This window comes from Paenibacillus sp. CAA11 (assembly GCF_003060825.1).
Classification (GTDB): domain Bacteria; phylum Bacillota; class Bacilli; order Paenibacillales; family Paenibacillaceae; genus Fontibacillus.
The window spans coordinates 1,768,725-1,790,597 of sequence record NZ_CP028922.1 but is presented as its reverse complement, the minus strand read 5'-3'; the positions used below and the strand labels follow the sequence as shown (position 1 = coordinate 1,790,597).

At 48.6% G+C, this 21,873-nt stretch carries 16 protein-coding genes and 1 other annotated feature; of the genes, 4 read left to right on the top strand and 12 right to left on the bottom strand.

The window, feature by feature from the left end:
- Positions 1-98 precede the first annotated feature (98 nt).
- The 8 genes from DCC85_RS08420 to DCC85_RS08385 all read right to left on the bottom strand — a co-directional run bounded on the left by DCC85_RS08420 (position 99) and on the right by DCC85_RS08385 (position 11,451).
- The gene (locus DCC85_RS08420; RefSeq protein ID WP_108465176.1) at positions 99-3,257 is read right to left on the bottom strand and encodes an MMPL family transporter; all 3,159 of its coding nucleotides are present in this window, start codon (positions 3,255-3,257) and stop codon (positions 99-101) included.
- Entirely contained in the window at positions 3,254-3,706 is a 453-nt protein-coding gene (locus DCC85_RS08415) for a MarR family winged helix-turn-helix transcriptional regulator (protein ID WP_108465175.1), read from the bottom strand. The genes DCC85_RS08420 and DCC85_RS08415 overlap by 4 nt, the downstream gene beginning before the upstream one ends.
- A 160-nt stretch (positions 3,707-3,866) precedes the next feature.
- On the bottom strand, positions 3,867-4,313 hold the full coding sequence (locus tag DCC85_RS08410; RefSeq protein ID WP_108465174.1) for a GNAT family N-acetyltransferase: 447 nt from the start codon (positions 4,311-4,313) through the stop codon (positions 3,867-3,869).
- 28 nt (positions 4,314-4,341) lie between these two features.
- Complete coding sequence (locus tag DCC85_RS08405) at positions 4,342-5,043, bottom strand: class I SAM-dependent methyltransferase (RefSeq protein ID WP_159081820.1); 702 nt, start codon at positions 5,041-5,043, stop codon at positions 4,342-4,344.
- A 116-nt stretch (positions 5,044-5,159) separates the two neighbouring features.
- A complete protein-coding gene (gene rpiA / locus DCC85_RS08400; RefSeq protein ID WP_108465172.1) occupies positions 5,160-5,834 on the bottom strand; it encodes a ribose-5-phosphate isomerase RpiA in 675 nt (224 codons plus the stop codon).
- Between the two features lie 706 nt (positions 5,835-6,540).
- A complete protein-coding gene (locus DCC85_RS08395) occupies positions 6,541-7,779 on the bottom strand; it encodes a bacillibactin exporter BcbE (protein WP_108465171.1) in 1,239 nt (412 codons plus the stop codon).
- A gap of 98 nt (positions 7,780-7,877) precedes the next feature.
- Positions 7,878-10,220 carry an RNA polymerase recycling motor HelD gene (gene helD, locus DCC85_RS08390; protein ID WP_108465170.1) on the bottom strand — a complete coding sequence of 781 codons (2,343 nt, stop codon included), beginning with the start codon at positions 10,218-10,220 and terminating at the stop codon, positions 7,878-7,880.
- Positions 10,221-10,428: 208 nt separating this feature from the next.
- A complete protein-coding gene (locus DCC85_RS08385; RefSeq protein WP_108465169.1) occupies positions 10,429-11,451 on the bottom strand; it encodes an FUSC family protein in 1,023 nt (340 codons plus the stop codon).
- A 202-nt stretch (positions 11,452-11,653) separates the two neighbouring features.
- Between DCC85_RS08385 and DCC85_RS08380 the strand changes: the two genes are divergently transcribed.
- On the top strand, positions 11,654-12,184 hold the full coding sequence (locus DCC85_RS08380; RefSeq protein ID WP_108465168.1) for a hypothetical protein: 531 nt from the start codon (positions 11,654-11,656) through the stop codon (positions 12,182-12,184).
- A gap of 41 nt (positions 12,185-12,225) precedes the next feature.
- Here the strand turns inward: DCC85_RS08380 and gntK are convergent, their stop codons facing one another.
- Positions 12,226-13,788: a gluconokinase gene (gntK, locus tag DCC85_RS08375; protein WP_159081819.1), complete on the bottom strand. Its 1,563-nt coding sequence runs from the start codon at positions 13,786-13,788 to the stop codon at positions 12,226-12,228.
- A gap of 24 nt (positions 13,789-13,812) precedes the next feature.
- A complete protein-coding gene (locus DCC85_RS08370; RefSeq protein WP_159081818.1) occupies positions 13,813-14,667 on the bottom strand; it encodes an AraC family transcriptional regulator in 855 nt (284 codons plus the stop codon).
- 81 nt (positions 14,668-14,748) lie between these two features.
- On the opposite strand from DCC85_RS08370, the gene DCC85_RS08365 reads away from it, so the two are divergent.
- Positions 14,749-16,668: a beta-N-acetylhexosaminidase gene (locus DCC85_RS08365; RefSeq protein ID WP_159081817.1), complete on the top strand. Its 1,920-nt coding sequence runs from the start codon at positions 14,749-14,751 to the stop codon at positions 16,666-16,668.
- 71 nt (positions 16,669-16,739) lie between these two features.
- Here the strand turns inward: DCC85_RS08365 and DCC85_RS08360 are convergent, their stop codons facing one another.
- On the bottom strand, positions 16,740-17,828 hold the full coding sequence (locus DCC85_RS08360; RefSeq protein ID WP_108465164.1) for an AI-2E family transporter: 1,089 nt from the start codon (positions 17,826-17,828) through the stop codon (positions 16,740-16,742).
- A gap of 223 nt (positions 17,829-18,051) precedes the next feature.
- Here DCC85_RS08360 and DCC85_RS08355 point away from each other — a divergent pair, with 223 nt between their 5' ends.
- Complete coding sequence (locus DCC85_RS08355) at positions 18,052-18,870, top strand: PPK2 family polyphosphate kinase (RefSeq protein ID WP_234414387.1); 819 nt, start codon at positions 18,052-18,054, stop codon at positions 18,868-18,870.
- 74 nt (positions 18,871-18,944) lie between these two features.
- Positions 18,945-19,176: a binding site (T-box leader), on the top strand.
- Positions 19,177-19,231: 55 nt separating this feature from the next.
- The gene (locus DCC85_RS08350; protein ID WP_108465162.1) at positions 19,232-20,311 is read left to right on the top strand and encodes a bifunctional 3-deoxy-7-phosphoheptulonate synthase/chorismate mutase; all 1,080 of its coding nucleotides are present in this window, start codon (positions 19,232-19,234) and stop codon (positions 20,309-20,311) included.
- Between the two features lie 104 nt (positions 20,312-20,415).
- On the opposite strand, the gene ltrA is transcribed toward DCC85_RS08350, so the two are convergent.
- The gene (ltrA, locus tag DCC85_RS08345) at positions 20,416-21,816 is read right to left on the bottom strand and encodes a group II intron reverse transcriptase/maturase (RefSeq protein WP_108465161.1); all 1,401 of its coding nucleotides are present in this window, start codon (positions 21,814-21,816) and stop codon (positions 20,416-20,418) included.
- Positions 21,817-21,873 lie beyond the last annotated feature (57 nt).

Below are 21,873 nucleotides of genomic sequence, written 5' to 3'. Positions count from 1 at the left end.
AGGAATCTTCCTGCAGCCGTAGCCATAGCCCTAGTAAAATCCAAAGAAACGCCCGACCATATTGGCCGGGCGTTTCTTCATGAATTTCTTTGCTGCAGCTACAGCTTCAACTCTGTGCCCGTCTCTGATTCAGCCGCTCTACGATGGAACGGCCACCAGTTCGCTCTGCCGAACATTCTTACCATAATCGGAATGAAGAACGGAAGAACTACAACGGAATATAGCACGAGCCCTGTCAGAACTACAGTGGCAATTTGCAGCATCGACATAACACCGGAAGGGTACATGGAAGCAAAGGTACCGCTGAGGATGACAGCCGCTGACAGGATAACGGTCCCCATATTCCGCATGGCATGAAGCATTGCATCCTTGATGTTCCACTCTTTATTTTCATTAAACCGGTCCATCAGGAAAATGCTATAGTCAATCCCCAGAGCGACCAGCATGACAAATCCGAAGAATGGGGTTGGCCAGCTAATGCCGGAATAATTCAGCAATTTAACGAAAATAAGTTCTGTCACCCCAAGCGAGGTGTAGAACGTTAATACTAGAGAAGCAATCAAGTACAGCGGCATAACGATCGAACGAAGCAGCAGCACTAAGATAATAAAGATACCGGAAAGCATCAGAATGACAGTACGGGTGTAATCGTCGCGCGAGATCTGCTTCAAATCATTGAAGGTACTGCTCACACCGCCCACGGCAATGTCAGCATTCTCAAGTGGGGTGCCCTTCACTGCACGGTCAACCGAAGCCTTGATCTGATCTACTTCATTGATTGCCTTAATCCCATAGGGGTTATCAGACAGAACTACATCCAGGGTCATTACCTTGCGGTCAGGGGACAGATACGTATCGAACACCTGCGTAATCTGTTCATTTTGCAAGGCTTCCTCCGGAACATACCAGCCGCCTAGTCCGTTGTCCGTATCTGCTACTTGTGTAAGGTAAATTTGCGCTGTTTCGAGTCCTCCAGACACTCGGGAGATCCCGCTCACACTCTGGTCCAAACCACTCGTCAGCTGAGAAATCTGTCCAGAGAACTGCCCAAACCCAGTCTGGATCTGCTCCTGGCCTGCTTGAATCCGTGACAGCCCTTGAACGACATCCGGTATTTTGCTTATGATTTGTCCTTGTCCGGAAGCTGCCTGATCCAGACCATTCTCCAGCTGTGTAATGCCGGTAATCAGCTGATCAAACCCACCCGCGAGCGCCTTTTGTCCCGCAGCGGCTCGAGCAAAGCCCTGATTAGCCTGCACCATTCCAGCAGATACCTTCGAGAGGGAGCTCTGAACCTGTTGGAGTCCTGCTGCAATTTGCGAGGCTCCTTGGCCCGTCTGGGTCACAGTCCCCTTAATCGTGATATAATCTGCATCCTGCGCTAAATCGGGGTAGCGCCCCTCCAGGCTGGCAAAGCGGCCATTTAGCCCAGTCAATCCTTGGGCCACGCTGTTAAGCTGCTCCGACAGCTGATCTACGCCTTTTGCAATCGGCTTCAAGCCTGCACCAAGCTGCTTGTATGAGCTCAGCAGCTGCTCCTCGGCGGAAGCCAGCTGCTGAGCGCTTTTCTTCGCCTTAGCCAAGCCATCCTTCAGCTGGCCTGCCCCGCTTGATCCGCTGCGAATACCTTTCTCAATCGCGGCAAGGCCGTCGCTTAGCTGGCCGACACCGTCCTTCAGCTTTGCTGTTCCTTCAACCAGCTGACCCGTGCTATCTGCGGCTGCTTTTAGCTTCGGCGCATTTTGGCTCAACGCCTTGCTGGCTTCAGACAATCCGCTTTGAATCGTATTCAGTCCTTCGGTTCCCTGGCCAATGCCTTTTCCAACCGTCATAACCTGGGAGTTCAACTGGAATTCATCCATCTCCTCCCCAGTCGGCCGGCTCAGGCCCCGCACACTAGCTACACCCTCCGTCTTGCCAACTTCGCGGCTAATCTTCTCGGCAAGCGCCATATATTCGGCACTATCCATGCGCTCATCGTTTTTAATAACCACTTGTGTCGGCAGTGATTCCCCTGGCTCAAAGCTGTCGGCAATAATATTAAAAGCCTTGACCGAGTCATAGCCTTCGCCAATTTCCTCCATGCTGTTGAAGGACACCTTGCCGGTATATGTAACCAAGAAAGGGACGGTTACCACAGCTACCACAATTAATGCAGCCCAAGGGCGCTTCAGTGAGAAGGAACCGATAGCTCCCCAGAACCGGTTCTCCTTATGCTCCAGTGACCCTTTGGCCGGCCAGAACAGCTTCTTGCCCAGTACCGCCATAAAGAAGGGAACAATCGTTAAGAGTGCAATCAGCATAACAGCAATCCCAACGGCCACAGCCACAGCAGAACGATACAGAATAAATTGCGATAATCCGATGACCATGAATCCGACTAGAACAGCCAGACCTGAGAAAATCACCGTTTTCCCTGCTGTACGGTAAGTCGTCTGAATCGCTTCCCATACATCATCTGTATGCTGCAATTCTTCCTTGAATCTGCTGATCAGCAGAATACAATAATCCGTTCCGATTCCGAACAGGACGGCAACCATAAAGATCTGGGTATACGTAGATATCGGAAAATCAGCATAGTCAACCAAATACGCTACAATTTGCTGAGAAACCAGATAGCTGATCCCTACGGTCAGCAGTGGAACAAATGGAGCAATAACGGAACGGAATACTACAAACAAAATTACGAGAATAAAAATAACCGTAATGTACTCCGATTTCTTCAGTCCTTCTTCGGAGCTGATGACCGTGTCCTCATTGATTTGCTCCTGGCCGGTCAGATAGTGATCGACCTTTACGGAGCTTAGCGAACTCTTGATATCACCCTCAATATCCTTCAGCTTGCGGTCCCCCAGGCTGACAGAAAGCGAAATTAGAATCGTCTTCCCGTCCTTGGAGATCATCTTGTCTGCAGCTTCCGGGACAGAGAAAGGATCCGTAATCTTGACGATTCCGATATCCGACTGCTTGGTTCGCAGCTGATCAATAGCCTTCCCGATGTCTTGCTTATTGCTATTTGAGATGCCATTCTCATCATGGAAGACGAGCGCAATCTGACTCTCTTTCTCTCCCCCCTTCGCATCTGACACCTCGGCAAGAATAGCAGATGCCTTAGAGGAGGAGTAGCCGTCAGGTACAGTGACGTTCCCTTTCTCTCGTACGAGGTCGGCCATGGAAGGCGCGGTGAACATTAAGACTGCCGCTAATGCAAGCCACAGCAGAACGATCCACCATCTTGCTTTCAATATGAATTTCATACCTCTTTGCTCCCTTCACTGACTAAACGAGCCAACTTCTCAAATGTCGCTATAAAGGTTTCGACCTCTTGCCTGTCAAAATGATCGAGATAGGACAAAATGAGCTCCTGCACCTTCAATTCGGCCTGATCAAATACGGAGTTGCCATGCTCAGTAAGTGAAAGATACACCAGTCGCCGGTCTGCTTCATCCCTGGTTCGTTCCAGAACTCCACGGTCCACCAGCCTTGTAATCATGGCAGTAATTGAACTTTTCCCCACCCTAAAGGTTTCTGATAGTTCTGTGGAGGTGCACCTTCCCTTCTGAACAATGTATCGTAGAATCTGGTATTGATCTGAAGTCAGATCATCGTGCACCGCCTCCATAATCTCCGCATTGGTTCGTCTGGTGACAGCAAAACAGGCCTCCATATAACGGTTATACCAAGTAGCTAGACTTTGTTTATCCATATCATCCCTCCTCTCGATACACAAAACAGTTCGATAATAAAACAGTTCAACAATGAAACTATATCCCCCATTTAGGCTTCTGTCAATTTAATCTCATCACATCCCATCATAGAACTTTAGAAAACACAAAAAAACCGGTGATCTCTCACCGGCTGTAACGTTATGCCTCATCCTCGTCCTCTTCTTCAACCTCATATACGCAGCGGAATCGCTCAATTCCATTTGGCAGCTCACCCTTGCTGGCAACTACAAATCCAATATTGCGGTAAAAGTCCACGGCTTCCTCATCGGTTTCCGCAATGATTCGTTCAGGGTTCTCTTTCGTTAATACCTCAAGAACAAGCAGCCTGCCATACCCTTGTCCCCGATATTCCGGATGTACGGAAATATGGAGAAGCTGCAGCTGATTCGTCTCATCCACTCTGTAACCAATGAGCCCGATCGGCATATCTGCCTCTTCATCAATCAGACCTAGGAGCTTGTTGGTCTCCTCGGCCAAATAGCTATGTGTCGCTCGGTCCAGAGCCGTCTGCTCGGGAAATACAGCATATCCCAGCAGCTCCTGAAGCTCAGGCTCTGCGATTCTTGGCTTCATATCCAATAACAACGATAAAATCCTCCTTTAAAATGAACGCCTATACTTTCTGAACCGCAAAGGTCAGCAAATTCGTGCGAAATTCAATAGATTTGTCATATTTCGTCTCATCGATACACTGCGGAACCACTTGTCTTCTCAGTACATTCCAGCCCATATATCGTTCCTTCAGCAGCTGCCAAGCCCGATCCGAAGACAAGGGCAGCTCAATGAGAGCCTCCATCGCCTCACGGGTTACCTTATCAATTTCAACAACATCCGTACAGAGGGACAGACAATGGATGCCTCCTACCTTAGTCCCCTGCTGCATGCGGTCAATCATTTGAAGCATCGCTTCCTCCGAGGATAAGTGCTCCAGACAGGAACAAGCCAGAATATAATCATAAGCATTCTTTTTAATATCAAATTGTTCTGCATCCGATTCTACAGCGACGACCACATCGTCAAGTCCGAGCTCCCGGGCTTTCTTTTTCAATGTGTTTACCGCATCCCCAAGCAGATCGACTCCTGTGATCCTCCCTCCGGACTCCTTAAGAATAGAGGCTATCGGCAGCGTATTCCGGCCAACACCACAAGCTAAGTCAAGCACCTGAGGATCAGAATCTGGAACACGCTCCAACAGTTCCATGACGATCCGATTCGGTTCTGAAATCCAGGTTCCGTTCTCAAATACTTCGTTTTCACGGTAGAACCTTTTATGGTAATCCGTCTCTGCCTGTCTTGCCTGCTCAAAACGGTCCATATGCCATAAGTCTCCTTTCGGTTCGCTTAGTCTGAGGACAGCCTTCATTCTCTCATACTAGGTTTACCCAAAAAGATGAATTGTTCTCACGAGAGCCTAAACCTTAGGTGTCTCTCTTAGGAACGACTTCGTGTATTCACCGTTCCGTCCTCATGGCCAATAATGACCATATCCGCCATGTTTACGAACAATCCATGCTCTACTACACCCGTAATCGCTTTGAGCTCTTCTGCCAATTTGGCCGGATTCTCAATTTTACCAAAAGCAGCATCTACGATATAGTTTCCATTATCAGTTATGTAGAGCTCGCCGTCTTTACGCCGCAATTCAAAAGCTGCAGCATATTTCTCCTGGAGTTTACGAAGGGTCCATTCATGGCAGAATTGAATGATCTCGATGGGAAGTTTAAATCCACCTAGGCATGGCACATCTTTACTGGCATCCGCCACGACTATAAAGCGGTCGCTTTGCAGGGCAACCATCTTTTCGCGCAGCAGTGCGCCCCCTCCGCCCTTGATCAAAGCCATATCCGGATTGACCTCATCAGCACCATCTATTGTAAGATCAATGCGCTCAATATCCGCCGCCGCGGCGAGTGGAATATTCAATTCACGGGCGAGCTTCTCTGACGCTAGTGAAGTTGCAATGGCCCGCACTTTCAGACCTTCCTTCACCCTCTCTCCAAGCTTCATAATGGCCCAGTAGGCTGTTGAGCCTGTTCCGAGTCCAACTGTCATTCCCTCCTCAATCAGCTCCACTGCCCGATATCCTGCCGCTTGCTTGCCGTTCATTTATAATCCCTCCAAATAATATGCGAACTTTAACCGAAAATCCCGGCCTGTAGTATAATATTAAAATCAATGAATTAAACATGATCCTTATGCTCGAATAAGTGCTCCAATGCTCCACGAACCTACAGGCGCTTATCACCTATAAGCGCTCATAGAGATTAGGGCCTGCCTTGTCCTCGCATGCTCTATCATACCAAAAAAGTTGAACGGGCCAAAATCCTTTTTTTGAAGAAGCCGCTAGTAAGCCATAGCAAATAAGCTCCAGCTAAGAAGCTGGAGCTTCATGTTATCCATATGTAAAGCTAATTTTGGTTTATTACAGCTGCGATTCCTTCGTATGAGATGTCTTCAGCCGCTCCAGATCAGCCTGAGGAATAGCATCTTGGACCAGACTCAAGATAAATTCCTCCGTGGCACATGTCTCATGCTTATCCCCCCTGCTTGCGAGTCATCTCTTCATGATACTTCCAGAAGAAGTTCTGATCCTGCTGGTACAAGGACTCTTCCCGCCAGTGCAGCCAAATTCGAATCTGGACACAACAGTCATGATGAGTCCGCCGGAACTAGCCACTTTTTATTGTTCATCCTTTAACCACACCCCTTAAATACAACTGCTTCGAAAATTGTACAGGGATGCATGGATGCATGACTATGATAAATTTCCAAAAAAGGTATGGAGATTATAGGAAAACTAATTCCCCAAAGCTTACCCTTGAGGAGCAGTTTTCGGCTGCTTCTGTTTAAGCTGTTTTTCCGGCTTGGGACGGATGGCGAACAAAATCAGCAGAACGGCAATAGCCGCAATACCAGCAATAACAAAGAACAAGGTCATATGGCTGGTTCCTACCAAGATAGTTACTGCGGGCGGCCCCAAAGACACGCCTATAAACCGCATGCTGCTGTACAGCGAAGTAATCGTCCCCCGCATTTCCTTCTCAATACCCTCCGTAATTAGAGAATCCGTGCAGGGCAGGACAATGCCGATGCCGATCCCACAAACCAGCAAGCAGGCAATCACGAAGTAAATATTATTGAATAATCCGACGCCAAACAGCGATGCAGCAGAAAGAACCATGCCGGCAACACTGCTCCATTTCATCAAAGTTTTGTTGTTGCCGATCTTCTTCCCGGTCAGGTACGAAGCCAAGCACAGCGCAGCTAAAGGAATGGCAAGCACCAACCCTTTAACGACACCCCGCAGCCCATGATCGGTCTCCAGTTCATCGGAGAGGTAGGACAAAACCCCGAAGAGCAGAAACATGCATATACCGCCGATCGCAAAAATAGACAGAAGCCATCTGGCTTCCTTTTTCAAAATTTGAAACACTTGATGAAGGAACTCTTTTACGGGCGGCGCTTCACGTGACAGCTTGGGTGACTTTGTCAGAAAAATCATCATGAGCAGTGAAACCAAGCACAGAAAAGGAATGGTCAGAAACGGAAGATACCAAAGCCACGCTCCGAGCAGGGCTCCCAAAATCGGACTTAGCACCTTGCCGAAGGTATTAGAGGTCTCTATAATGCCCAGTCCTTTACTGACCTCCTCCTCATCATCAAACATATCCCCTACATACGGAATTACGATGGGAAAAGCACCTGAGGCACCGATCCCTTGGAGAACTCTCCCCCCTAATATGATCCAGTAAGCCGTAAGGTTCTCTCCAAACCATGGAGCAACCCCGGAAATAGCGCCGCCAATTCCAGCAAGAATCAAGCTTGGAATGATCACGGTCTTACGGCCAAATCGATCAGATAGATAACCGGCGATAGGGATAAGGATTATTGCCACTACAGCATAAACTGTAATCAGCAGACTCGCCTGGAGAGAACTGATATTTAGCTCCCGCGATATTTCGGGCAATATAGGAATCAGCATGGAATTTCCAAGTGTCATAATCACCGGAATAGACGCAAGTGCAACCAAATCCCCTTTTCGTGTGCCCAAGCTCTTCGACCACCTTTCAGTAACGACAAATCATGTCCATTAGTCGTTATTGTGGATGAAAGGCAGCCTTGTTATTCACAGATTCCCCCTTAAAGGACTTAAACCCTGTTAAAGAGATATAAATCCTTGGAAGCTTGCTCTACGAACGGACTGACCCTGCCGACCGTATAGACATGAAGCAGATGCATAGCTCTTGTGCAAGCCGTGTAAAATAGTTTGCGCTCCGCTTCTCTGGCATACTGATCTGCCGATCCGTTGTAGATCAGCACGGCATCGAACTCCACACCTTTGGCAAGATAGGCGGGAATAATATGAATCCCTTTTTCAAAGGACAAGGTAGTTTTCTTAATCAATTTAACATCCGGTATTGAGCCAAGCTCTTCAAAGGCCTTAGCACTTTCTTCGGCAGTCTTACAGATCACAGCGATGGTCTCATAATTCTGCGCCCGAAGTCCCTCAATGTCTTGGCGAATCTGAACGTGAAGCTGCTCCAGACTGCTCACTTCTCGTACCTCAGGCAATTCCCCCTCGCGGTTAAACGGAACAATATGCTCCCCTCCCGGAATCATTTCGCGCGTAAATTCCACGATCTGACGAGTCGAGCGATAGCTTCGGGTCAGCGTAATCTGCTCTGTCTCATCCTGACCATACAGATCTGTTAAGGCAGAGGTCTGCTGCAGAACAGAGGAGTGAGCATAGATGGCCTGATTTAAGTCTCCGAGGGCTGTCATTCGGGCCCTTGGAAAGAGCCTCTTCAAGAAGAAAAGCTGAAACGGAGAGTAATCCTGTGCCTCATCAATAAAGACATGACGGATATTTCCGTTAGAATGGAACCCAAGCAGCAGCTCTCTAAGATATAAGAACGGGGTTACATCCTCATATGCCATCTCTCCCTGTGCAAGCCTCTTCAGTGTATATTCACAAATCTCTTCCCAATGATTCGGTAAGTCCCCTTGAGCGGCATCACTCATCAGAGCACGATCCGTATGAAGCTGCTGATACAGGCCCTTAACATCCACAAAGCGATGGGCCTTTACCCATTTCCGGAGCGGCTTAAGTCGGTCGCTAACAACCATTTTGCCAAGGATGCGCTTCTCATCTTCGTAATCGCTAAACGACTCCTCTTTCTTCCGATTCTGACGCCGCAACCGCTGATACGCCCGCTGATAGTCCTCGATATCCAGCAGTTGAATCTGCTCCTCGACCCATGGCTCGCTCAGCTCCCCTCTGGCAAACTCCGCCAGTTCCTTAAGCATCCACTCTCTGAGCAGATCACATCGGTTAGCAAGCGTGATCGAGGGATCGTAAGCATAGAATTTCTCCTTGATCGTCTCCGCGCCAATAACTTCCCTCCCTTGAAACCTGAGCGGCTTGAACATCATGCGGCTCTGCTCCAGGATATCCCGGTACCGGTTAATGGCTTTAAGATAAAGGGACGAGGATTTATATCTGATTCCTTCGATTCTAGCATCATAGCCCGGCTCAAGTCCCGCCGACAGTACATATTCCATTTGCACAAAGGGATCCTCTAGTTGGAACTCTCTGCCCAGCCTGCGCTCCAAATACTCCTGAAACGTCGTCTGGAGCATGTTCTCTTCGCCGAGCTCAGGTAGTACGGTAGACACATAGCTGTTAAACATCGGGTTAGGTGAGAATAGAATAACCTGGTCAGCCTTTAAGCTTTCCCGGTATTTATATAAGAGATAAGCCACTCTCTGCAGCGCAGCAGATGTCTTTCCGCTGCCGGCAGCTCCCTGAACAATGAGCATGCGCGTTCTATCATCGCGGATAATCCGGTTCTGCTCCTTCTGAATCGTGGCGACAATGCTCTTCATCTGGGCGTCCGAGCTTCGGCCCAATACCTGCTGCAGCAATTCATCGCCGATGGTGACCCCTGTATCGAACATCAGCTTAATTTCACCGTCACGAATCACAAACTGCCGCTTCAGCAGCATCTCCCCATCAATGATTCCGCTTGGTGTGCGGTAAGATGCAGGTCCCGGAGCACTGTCATAATAAAGGTTGGAAATCGGGGCACGCCAGTCGTAAACGAGAAACGTCTCGTCATCGTTATCCAGCAGGGAAGCTATACCCAGGTATATCGCTTCAGGAGCTTCCCCCGTCTCAGCAAAATCAATCCGGCCGAAATAAGGACTTTGAAGCAGCCGCTTCATTTTGCCAAGAGCGGCATAGGCGTGCTTATGGCTTCGTTCCCGATCTGACAGCACTTCCGACTGCTGCCTTAAACTGGTCGAAGTCTCACCTACATCATCTGCCTCACTGAAGTTAACAGTAACTTCATCCCAGAAATCCTTCCGCATCTCAACCACATCTGAACGTACCGTTCCTGCCTCATATTCCAGACGGCTTATGCGCTCGCGAATAACCTCCGTAACCTGGCCTACACGTTCCTGTTCCTCTTGCCAGTCCTGATCCGCCATACTGATCAACTCCTTCGTAGCCTCTTATATACCTATTGACAAATAGAAATACACATGATATAATCTTATTAGGATATTAATATTCAAGTCATTCCCATTTGAAAGTCCATTTTTCATTTTATCAGTTTGTGTCTTAGAGTTCAATCCCATTCGGGTATAATAGTTAAAGTCCCGCCGTCGGCGGGACTTTTTTTGTCTACCCTTAACACTACGAATCCGGTAGATCCGGAGAGTGATCCGCCAGCCTGTTCAAGCGTTCCAGCTGATGTCCGTAATCATACATAACCGCAGATACAATGGACAACCTTAATACGCCCTCCCGCTGAGCCGCATAACGGTCAAGCATGCTTCTTAAGAAAGCATCGTTCTCTCGCTCAAGCAGCTTCGATTCTACAATTCCAGGCTTCAGCTTATGATCAAATTTCAACATGACATGCTCATGAAATTTAATCAGCTTCTCCATATGCTCATCAAAGATCTCGTTCAATTCCTTAGTTCTTACAGCTTGGAAATAATGCTCCTCTACCGCTTCAAGCACTTCATAGCCCTTTCGCAGCGTATTCAACATCTGTTTGTAGACGACCAGCTGACGGCTGATTGCAAACTTGGGAGTTTTAAGCTTCTTCTGGTCTTCCTCCATAAGCTTATATTTATCACCTAAGGAGTTGATTGAATCCTCAAGCGAACGCTTCTCATTACGAAATACGGATTCTTTCATTTCGTCGGACACCGCTGTACGCAGCAGCAGGGATAGCTGTTCAAAGGTCTTCTTGACCTGAACCACAAATTGTACTCTAGGCTTTGGTGGAAATACGATAATGTTGATCAAGAATGCCGATACAATCCCGATCAAACTCATCGCAAAGCGATTCACTGCAAATTCCCATTGACCCGACGCCTCCATAACGGCCACGACCGTCACCAGCGTAATTCCAATCGTATCTCCCATCTTCAGCTTTAAACAGATCATAATAACCAAAATGCAGACAAGACCGATCGCAAAGGGTTCCTTGGAGAACACGGTACCCGCCAGCATCGCTAAGATAGCCCCGAGCGTGTTGGTTTGAAGCTGGTCCATTAAATAACGCCATGAACGATAAATAGAAGGCTGCATGGCAAAAATGGCAGCCACCGCGGCTATGACTGGCGAAGAAAAGTTCAGCCATACACTGGCATAAAGTGCTAAAGTAACAGCTAAGCCTGTTTTTAGCATTCTGGCACCGAAAGTCAAATGCACCCCTCCTAAAATGACAAGCAGTATCTCTATATATTACCCGGTATTTTTTACGAATCCATTAAGATGTTATAGAAGCAAGCCGTAGAAAACTAAAATTTTATTCAACTAAGCAAATCTTAAGAAAAATTCATAGGAAATTTGACCAAAATAGAAGGCGTAGACCAAAATATTCTATACGAACAGGAGAGAAATGTCCATGAAGGGTTGGAAAAAGTTCCGGATTAACCTTCTTCTTGCCACGGCCCTGCTCATGCCAGGGACACTATTTCTGAATCTAGGGCATGCTCAAGCTGCCCCGCTGCCAGCTTCCCCTGCTAAAATGGAGCATTCCCATAAAGCAGGCCGCTTCTTCAAATGCCATGTGGTATTCAATACGGCTGAGCTGCTAAATATGAAGCCGCAAGCACTGATGGAGCAGCTGCAAACCGGCAAATCCCTCGTTCAAGTTGTTCAAGCCTCAAAAGGCTGGAATGAGGCCGAGTATTTGTCCAAGCTGGAGACAGCAACCGCCTCCAGGATTTCCAAGGCGGTAAAGGACGGCAAACTGTCAGAGGAGCAAGCGAGTAAAATCAAACAAAGCCTGCCAGCAAAGTTAAAGGAGGCCATTCATCACAAATGGGGTCGGCAGGATCAGGCCAATCCGGGGCGCGGCTGCTTCCCAGGAAAAGCTCACACAGGCCACGAGGCTGTGTGGTCCGCAGGAAGCAATTCACTGACCACTCCATAACAGAAAAAAAGGAGCCGCATGCTGCCGGCTCCTTTCTTTATTCAAGACTTCCCGGTGGCTTTTTCGAAATCTCCGCTCCGCTGAAATTCCGCCATGAGTTCGAAATCGCTTTCCAGCTTGTTGTAGATTCGCTCGTACATATCAAATAGCTGTAAGTATACCTCGCTGCTCTTCAGATTTGGCTCGTGGCGATGAGTGATCCGCACCCAGCTCTTTACTTCTTCGAATGAAGACAGCTCATGGATAGCGTACATAGCGAGCGCTGCTGCACCAAGCGCAGAGGCCTCCTCTACCTCTGGCACCAGCAACTCTTTCCCCATCACATCAGAGAGAATCTGTCTCCAGACGGAAGAACGGGCAAACCCGCCTGAGGCGATAATTTGATTCGCCGGGCCAGCCAAATCCCGAAGAGCCACGCCAACCGAGAAAATGCTCAGCACCACACCCTCAAGCACGGCCCGGATAAAATGCTCTCGGCGGTGTCTCAGACTGATGCCAAAAAACACTCCTCGTGCATTCGGGTTCCAATAAGGAGCCCGTTCCCCTGTAAGAAACGGCAGAAACAGCAGTCCTTCTGCGCCTGCCGGAACCTTTTCGGCATACTCAATCATCAGATCGTAAGAGTCTTTCCCCAGCCGCTTGGCGATCTCCACCTCAGAAGAAGCAAATTCATCCCGGAGCCAGCGAAGCATGATCCCGCCGTTATTGGTTGGACCCCCTACAACCCAATGACGGTCAGTCAGGGCATAGCAGAAGGTCCGGCCTCGCTCATCGGTAAGCGGAGCGTCGGTTACCATCCGTACAGCACCGCTTGTACCAATCGTTACGGCCACCTCTCCAGGGCCTATTGCACCGACTCCGAGATTCGCCAGTACGCCATCGCTTGCTCCAATCACGAAAGGGATCTTCGGATCAAGTCCCATCTGATTAGCGAGTCCGCTATCCATTCCCGCAAGCACCTCGGTTGTCGGAACAATTCGGGGGAGCCGGCTTGTATCGATGTCCAGAAGCTGAAGAACCTCTTCATCCCATTTCAAGCTGCTGAGATCAAGAATTCCTGTTGCAGAAGCTATGGAATAATCAACAACATACTCCCCGAATAGGCGGTGCAAAATGAATTCCTTAATTCCAGCGAACATCGCTGTGTTATGGAATATCTCGGGCGCTTCTTCTTTTAACCAGAGAATTTTACAGAGCGGGGACATGGGATGAATAGGTGTACCTGTACGAAGATAAATATTAAGACCCCCGTTTTCTCTAAGCGCGTCCGATTGTTTAACACTTCGGTTATCGGTCCAGACGATGGATCTGGTCAACGGCCGCCCCTCACGATCCAGGGCAATCAAAGAGTGCATCGCCGTACTGAGCCCGATGGCTTTAACCCTGTTGGACGCGATCCCGCCTTTGATCAGCACATGACGCACTGCATCAATCAACGCTTGTAGGATCTCCTCCGGCTCTTGCTCAGCCCAATCAGGCTTTGGCTGATATAACGGATATCCTACACTCTCCTTAGCCTTTACCTTGCCACAAGAACCAAACAGGACGGCTTTGAGGCTCGTTGTCCCGATATCAATCCCCAGAACATAATCCTTCTCATCCATTATCATCCCTCCAACTAGATAGAGCTACATCATGTCTCGAAACCGCCCGGCAGATACCCCTGTAATTTTCTTGAACACTCTCGAGAAATACAAAGGATCCTTATATCCAAGCAAGTGTGCAATTTCCTGGATCTGCAGGTTTGTATTGATCAGCAAATGCTTAGCCTCTCCAACTTTGAGCCGGGTTGCGTAATCCCCCAAAGGATAACCTGTATGCGCTTTAGTAATTCGTCTTAAGGTAGAAACGGAAATATGATGCCTGCAGGCAATAAGCTCTGGATGAAGCGGCTCATACACCATCCGGTTCAAATCCTCCAGAATTTCCGGCCAGTGTTCGTCATCGCCTTCCCTTCCGCTATCATTCGAAATCATCAGCTCATACAACAGGGCTTCCAGCTGCAAAGCTGCCCTGTCTGCACCTGTAGGGATTCCGCTATCCATCAACTGAATGAGAGCCTCTAATTTATGTACCCATTTATGCACTTCCGGTGCTGTTTTAACCTCTCCCTGAAAAACAAGCCCTTCACGCAGCCATTCCTGAACTCTGGGCCCGCGGAAGTTAATGTAATATTCATCCCAGCTTTCAGCAGGTTTCGGACCGAAACAATACTCTTTACCCGGTTCAAAGAAGAAGTATGCGCCTCCTTGCACTTCAGTCTCCTTCTCCTCTCCTTCCTGATAAACTCCTCGTCCATCCGCGATGAAGACGAGAGCCCACTCCTTAAATACAGCCTTCTCTCTATACAGAGTACGGCCGGGCAAGTGCCCTACCTGGCCAATTTTTAGATGCTGCAGCTTGAGTCTGGAAGGGTCCACCTTCAAATCAACAATCCGGATCGGATAAGGACTGATCATATCATCCATGTACTTGGTCATCATATCTATTCCTTCCATCATGAACAGGTGCTAATTTGGAACTGTGCTCTTCATAAATTTTACAAGAAACAGAGGTGCAATAAAATGGGCCTAAGCATTCCTAAATTGCAGGTGCTTCCGGAGCCGAAAAAAATGCTGCTGCATGAGGGGGTTATTCGGCTTAGCCGAGAAACGGCGATTGTCGTCGTCGACCCAAATCCTCAGATCAACCGGATTGCCCGCCAGCTTCAAACCGACCTGCAATCTCTCATTCATATTCGTCCGTCACTGTCAGCCGTCCCGAATGCAGCTCCTAAAGGCTCCATCTTCCTTAAGCTGGATACGCTCTTAGATCAACAGCAGTATATTTTGGACTCAACAGGTAATCAGCTCCAAATTTATGGAGGCTCTCCAGAAGCCCTTCATTATGCTAAGGTGACCTTATGCCAGATCATTCACAAGTGCGGTGCTAACGTATCCAGACTCACTATAGAGGATCAGCCGGATTTTGCTGCAAGAGGGCTCATGCTTGACATTGGTCGAAATCGAATTCCTAAGCTGAACACCTTGTTTCGAATAGTTGACTTGATGGCAAATTTAAAAATGAATCAGCTCCAGCTGTATATCGAGGGAGTTCCCTTCGCATATGAATCTTTCCCCCACATGTGGAAGGGGCAAACGCCTATTTCAGGTGATGAAATCATGCAGCTGTCAAACTACTGCCAGGAGCGGTACATCGAGCTTGTTCCCAATCAGAACAGCTTTGGCCATATGGAGGATTGGCTGGCCCATCCTGATTTTAGAGATTTGGCTGAGAAACCTGAGGGCTTTGAATTTCCAAGAGATCATGTGGATCCGGATATGTATCCTAATGGCTGGCCACGTCCGCCAGGCACCTTGGATCCTTCTGATCCCAGGGTCCTGCCATTTCTTGAAAGAACCTATGATGACCTGCTGCCCTACTTCGATTCAAGGCTATTTAACGTTGGATGCGATGAGACCTTTGAGCTTGGCCTCGGGAATAGCAAAGCCTTAAGTGAGCGATTAGGTAAAGGAAGGGTCTACCTTGATTTTTTACTCAAAATATACAGTCTGCTTAAGACAAGAGGTAAAACTATGATGTTCTGGGGAGACATCATTCTGCAGCATCCTGAGCTCATTCCTGAACTGCCTAACGATATCATCGCCTTGGAATGGGGATATGAAGGCGAGCATCCTTTCGATCTACACGGTGCGCAGTTTGCTTCCGCAGGCATCCCCTTCTACGTCTGCCCAGGCACCAGCTCCTGGAACTCGTTATCCGGCCGAACCACAAATATGCTCTCCAACATCCGAAATGCTGCGGTACATGGCAAGGCTCATGGCGCGATCGGTTTCCTGGTCACAGATTGGGGAGACAACGGGCACCTGCAGCCTTTGTCCGTGAGCTATCCAGGCATCGTATTCAGCGGCTTCCTGAGCTGGAATGCTGAGCATGAGCATGCTGAGAACTTACTGGCTTCCTATTTGGACGAATTCGTGTTCCAAGATTCTGAAGACAAGCTGGGGCAGACCCTGCTGGATTTTGGCAACAGTTATTTGCAGGGAACAGGTACACCAAGGCCTAATGACACCGAGCTGATGATGCTCCTTCGAAGTGATCTTGACAACCTGCGGATTGCGAGCCAATGGTCCAAGGAGTCTCTGGATCGTATGGAGAATTATTTGTTAGACATAGACAATAGGCTGGGAGAGGCTGTGCCGGGGACTGATGATGCAGACTATATCATTCATGAGCTGCGAACGGCATTGCAGTTTCAACTGCACGCCGTTGGGCTTGGGCGCCTGAAGCTCGCTCTCAAAGATAGAAGTGCGGAGCCAAACTGTCCCGAGATCTCAACGATGGCCAGACACCAGCTGGACCATCTGCAGCAGCTGCTCACCGAGTATATGGCAGCCTGGAGCAGCAGAAGCCGCCCGGGCGGATTTTTAAGAAGCATTCATGACTTGCAGCGCTTATGTAATCAATATGCAGCCTTGCTTTGACCCAGCTAATTAACACGAATCAAAAAGAGCGGGCTTCTTCTAAAATGAGAAGATACCCGCGCTCTTTTGTCTTATTGATTTTGATTTGGAGGAAGCTTGCTCTTTTTCAGTTTAGGAGGCTTTGGCAGCTTGGGAGCCCCCGTTGTTGAAATCGGAACCTCCAGCAGATCCAGAAAGAACATGAATACCGGAACCCCGACAATCAATCCCCATACTCCGAAGAAATGCTCGCCCACCATCAAGATCATAAATGTGTAGAAAATAGGCAGATGCGTCTTATTGGACATAAACTTCGGATTCAGAATATAAGCTTCAATGGCATGCAGCACTACGATCATGATCAGAACGTAGACGATCTTCATGACACCGCCAATTTTAAAGGCAATCGCACATAATGGAATTAAAGATACGAACACGCCAAGAACAGGAACAAGCCCAAGCAGGAAGATCATGATCCCTAAAGCAAACAGATTCGGGAACCCAAGAATCCATAAGAAGAAAGCAGACAGTATAGAATTGACCAAGGAGATCAGGAACTGTACCTCCATCACCTTTCCGAAGGACAAGACGAATTTCTTGCCGAAATACTCAAGCTCCGTAAAGATGTACGCGGCCTTGCTCTTCCGGAAATTCGCTGTAAAGTGGGTTACCTTCTCTTTCTCCAGCAAGAAGAATAAGCTCAGTATAAGCGCCACAAACAGATTAAAGCTCCATTCACCAATGTCGGTTGCCGTGTGCAGCAGAAAATCAAATGCACTGTCAATGTACGCAGCCAGATCAATATCCTTCAGCGATTCCATTAAATAATTGACAATTTCATTATCCGGCAGCTCCGGCGGCTTATTGTAGAAGGATATCACCTGATTGACCAAATCACTCAGTTCAGCGACAAACAAAGGTAGGTACCTATAGGCACTTATAACTAAGAGCGATATGAGTGCCACATAAATCAATATGACAACCAATGGACTGCTCAGCTTCACAAATCTGCCCGTCCTCTTCACAATAAACCCATGCAACCGATTCACAAGATAAGTCAATATAAACGTGATCAAAATCAGGTTCAGCATGCTTCGGAAAATGTAAAGCACAGCGATCGCGGTGAGTAAGGCGACAAATCGCCGAATTCCCGGAAGATGAAAAAACTCTTTAAAGGTCATATAAGCATTCTGCTCCTTCTACAAAATCAATCATTCCACCATAATTTCATTATAAGTTATATGAAGCGGCTTGCACCATTATTATTCATAGGGATAAGCCTCGCTCCAAGCTCTATAACAATACGGCTAATTCAAGAGTTAGGTTTCATAATTTTTATAAGGCATATTTATGATTAGTGAAGAACCTGACAGGTTAATCGTAACAATAAAAGGAGGGGTTAAGGTGGATCTCGAAAAATATAAAGTTCACAGCTCGCCATTCACACTGCGGACAGCCGATCCTTCGGATACGGGACACTTCCATGTCAAAGACGATGCAGAAGAAAAAATAAAGAGCCTTAAGGAAAGACTGTCCGATCTTCAAAATATTCTGTTCGCGGACAAACGCCATGCCCTGCTTGTGATTCTGCAAGGGATGGACACCAGCGGCAAGGACGGAACCATCAAGCATCTGTTTGCCGGCATCAACCCTCAAGGATTTCATGTGTACAGCTTTAAGAAGCCTACAGAGGAAGAGAGAAGCCGGGACTTCCTGTGGCGAGTACACCAGCAGGTACCGGCCAAAGGATACATCACGGCATTCAACCGATCACATTATGAGGATGTCCTCGTCCCTCAAGTCCACGGTACGCTTTCCGATGAAGAGCTCAAGCAAAGATTACAGCAAATCAGGCATTTCGAAGAGCTGCTAGCGGCTGAAGGTACTCGGATTGTTAAGCTGTTTCTGCATATCTCCAAAGACAAGCAGCGCGAGAAAATCCGTGAACGGCTTGAACAGCCTAAGAAATTCTGGAAGTTTGACCCTGCTGATTTAGCAGAACGGGAATATTGGGACGCTTATCAAAGTGCATACGAGCATACTTTAACAGCTACCAGTTCAGAGCATGCTCCCTGGTACTGGATTCCCGCACACCATAAATGGTATCGGGATTATGTGGTGCTGCAGATTCTTGTCCACGAGCTGGAAAGCCTGAAGTTGAAATACCCCGAGCTAAAAGCTGCGCCAGAAGAGATATCCCGGTATTTAGACCAGCTGAAATGAAGCCGGGAATTATTTAGGGCGGTTGAATAAGGGCTTGCCAATACGGAAAGAACGTCCTATAATGCGTGTAACTCATAAATACGCCGACGGAGATAAGTAAGAGGAAGCGTTCCGACAGGAAGGGCGGGCCTAGACTGAGAGCCTGCTGCGGCCAGCGCCCCTTTGAAATTCACTCCACGAGTAGATTTTCTGAACGGGCAGCTGGCTCTACTAGGAAAATCCGGATGTACACCGTTATCTGTACCGGAGCGAGACGTTTCTAGCTGTCTAACAAGGGTGGTACCGCGGCCATAGGCCGTCCCTTGCTGGACGGCTTTTTTTGTTCTTGTCCCACCTAGAGACTTGGAAGGAGAAATGAACAATGTCTACATCACTGGAACAGCTGAGAGCCCAGCTGGATGAATTGAACGAAAACCTGCTTCGTCTCTTGAATGAACGGGCGCAAGTTGTAAGAGCCATAGGGGAAATCAAGGAAAAGCAAGGCGTTCCAAGATTCGACCCTGTTCGTGAGAAAGCAATGCTCGATGAATTGGTCAAACAAAATCCAGGACCGTTTTCAGATACGGAAATCAAGCACCTGTTCAAGGAAATTTTCAAAGCTTCTCTTAATCTTCAGGAGGAAGATCACAAACAGCAGCTTCTGGTCAGCCGTAAGAAACAGGCGGATAATACCATTATTGATGTAAATGGAACCCTGATTGGCGGGAACACGCAGGTTATGATTGCCGGTCCTTGTTCGGTCGAGTCCTATGAACAGCTTCGTACAGTAGCCGCAGCACTCAAGGCGGCCGGGATTCGCGTGATGCGCGGCGGAGCCTTCAAGCCGAGAACATCACCTTACGACTTCCAGGGGCTGGGGATTGACGGGCTGAAGATGCTTAAAGAGGTGGCGGACGAATTCGGCCTCTCAACCATCAGTGAAATTGTACATCCCGCTCATATTGAGCTCGCCGGGGATTATATCGACATCATCCAAATCGGTGCCCGCAATATGCAAAATTTTGAACTGCTCAAGGAAGCGGGCAATGCAAAGGTTCCCGTGCTGCTGAAGCGCGGAATTGCAGCAACGCTTGAAGAGTTCGTACATGCGGCAGAATATATCGCTGTTAGCGGCAATACTCGCCTCATGCTGATTGAACGCGGAATACGCACCTACGAGAAATGGACACGCAATACGCTCGATATTTCCGCTGTTCCGCTGCTGAAGCAGGAGACACATCTGCCGGTGCTCGTGGATATCACTCACTCCACCGGGCGCAAAGATATTCTGCTGCCTTGCGCCAAGGCCGCGCTTGCAGCTGGAGCCGACGGCGTGATGGTCGAGGTTCATCCGGAGCCGCAGACCGCATTATCCGATGCAGCCCAACAGCTGAATATCCCACAATTTAACGAATTATGGGACGGGATTCTGGCATCAGGATTGTTCCACGGACAGGCTTAATTGTCTCTCACCGCACAGACGCAAAAAAATCGAGTAGGAGGCTATTCATTAGATGAGTAGCCGACCTCTCACACCACCGTACGTACCGTTCGGTATACGGCGGTTCAACCGCATAAGTGCAATTTACGTAAACGCTCGTATTGCGCAGGAAAGTCATAATATCCTGCCTGTACGAGCTTTTTGTTTGTTATGGAACGAGACAACACTGGACTTCCGGCGATGCGCCAGTACCCGAGACGGGAATTGCCCCACTGGTAAGCCTGCCATTCCGGTATCCCCAGCTTCCGCAGGTTTTGTACTTTTGTTCGCGGCTTTTTCCACTGTTTCCAGATGTACATCCGCAGTCGTCTTCGCAACCATTCGCTCCAGCTTTGCAGGATCCGTTTCATGTCGGCCACATAGTAGTAACCAATCCATCCCCGAATGTAGACTTTTACCTTTTCCATGACTTGGCGAACATTTCTGCCCTGGCTGCGACTTGTGAGTTCTTTCAACTTCTTCTTCGCTTTTGCGAGGGATTGTCCATGGGCACGGATATACATGCCGTTCTTGTTCTTTCCCAGGGCAAAGCCGAGAAATTTGAAGTGCTTTCGAGCCACTACGCTACCGACCTTACTTTTCTGCGTATTGATCTGGAGTCTCAGTTTGGTCTCCAGGTACTTTCCGCAGGATTCCAGTAGCCGCACCGCTGCCCGTTTGCTTTTGGCAAGCACCACAATATCGTCCGCATAGCGGATGACGTTCACTCCGCGGCCTTTCATCTCTTGGTCAAATTCGTTCAGGTAGATGTTCGCCAGAAGCGGCGACAGGGGGCCTCCCTGAGGGGAGCCTTCTTCTGTTTTGCAGTGCACCCCGTTCTCCATAACCCCACTTTTCAGGTATCTCTTAATCAGTTCGGTTACGCGTCTGTCCTGAATTTGTTTGCGCAAAAGATGCATAAGCAGCTCATGATTCAGCGTGTCGAAGTATTTGGAGAGGTCGATTTCTACTGCGTAGCCGTATCCCTGTTCTGCATAGTCTTTCACCTTGCGAATGGCCTGTTGTGCGCTCCGACCGGGGCGGTAGCCATAGCTTCCCTCCGAGAAGAGCGGCTCGAACAGGGGCTGGAGCTGCTGGGCGACTGCCTGCTGAATCACTCGGTCTACGACCGTGGGTATGCCAAGCTTCCGTACTCTGCTTCCATCTGCTTTGGGAATTTCCTTGCGCCGTACTGGGCTGGGCTTGTATCTGCCTTCCCGGATCTTTTGCAACAGCTCGTCTCTATGTTCCTGCAGCCAGGGTAGCGCGTCTTCTACGGTCATTCCGTCGATTCCTGGCGCTCCATGGTTGCGTTTGACCTGTTTGTAGGCTCTGTTCAAATTGTCTCTGTCCAGAATCTGCTCCAGCAGGTCTGTTGCACCGCCTCTTTCTTTACGTTCCCGAGTGCCGGCGCTCCGCACTCCCGCATGCTCTTCGCGTTCCACGCTATCCCTTTGCAGGTAGCCCTTTCGGTATTCTGCTTTCATCGCGTCAGCTCTCCTTTCGGTATGTACTCGAGACTTACGATTGTTCGGCCCTTCCCC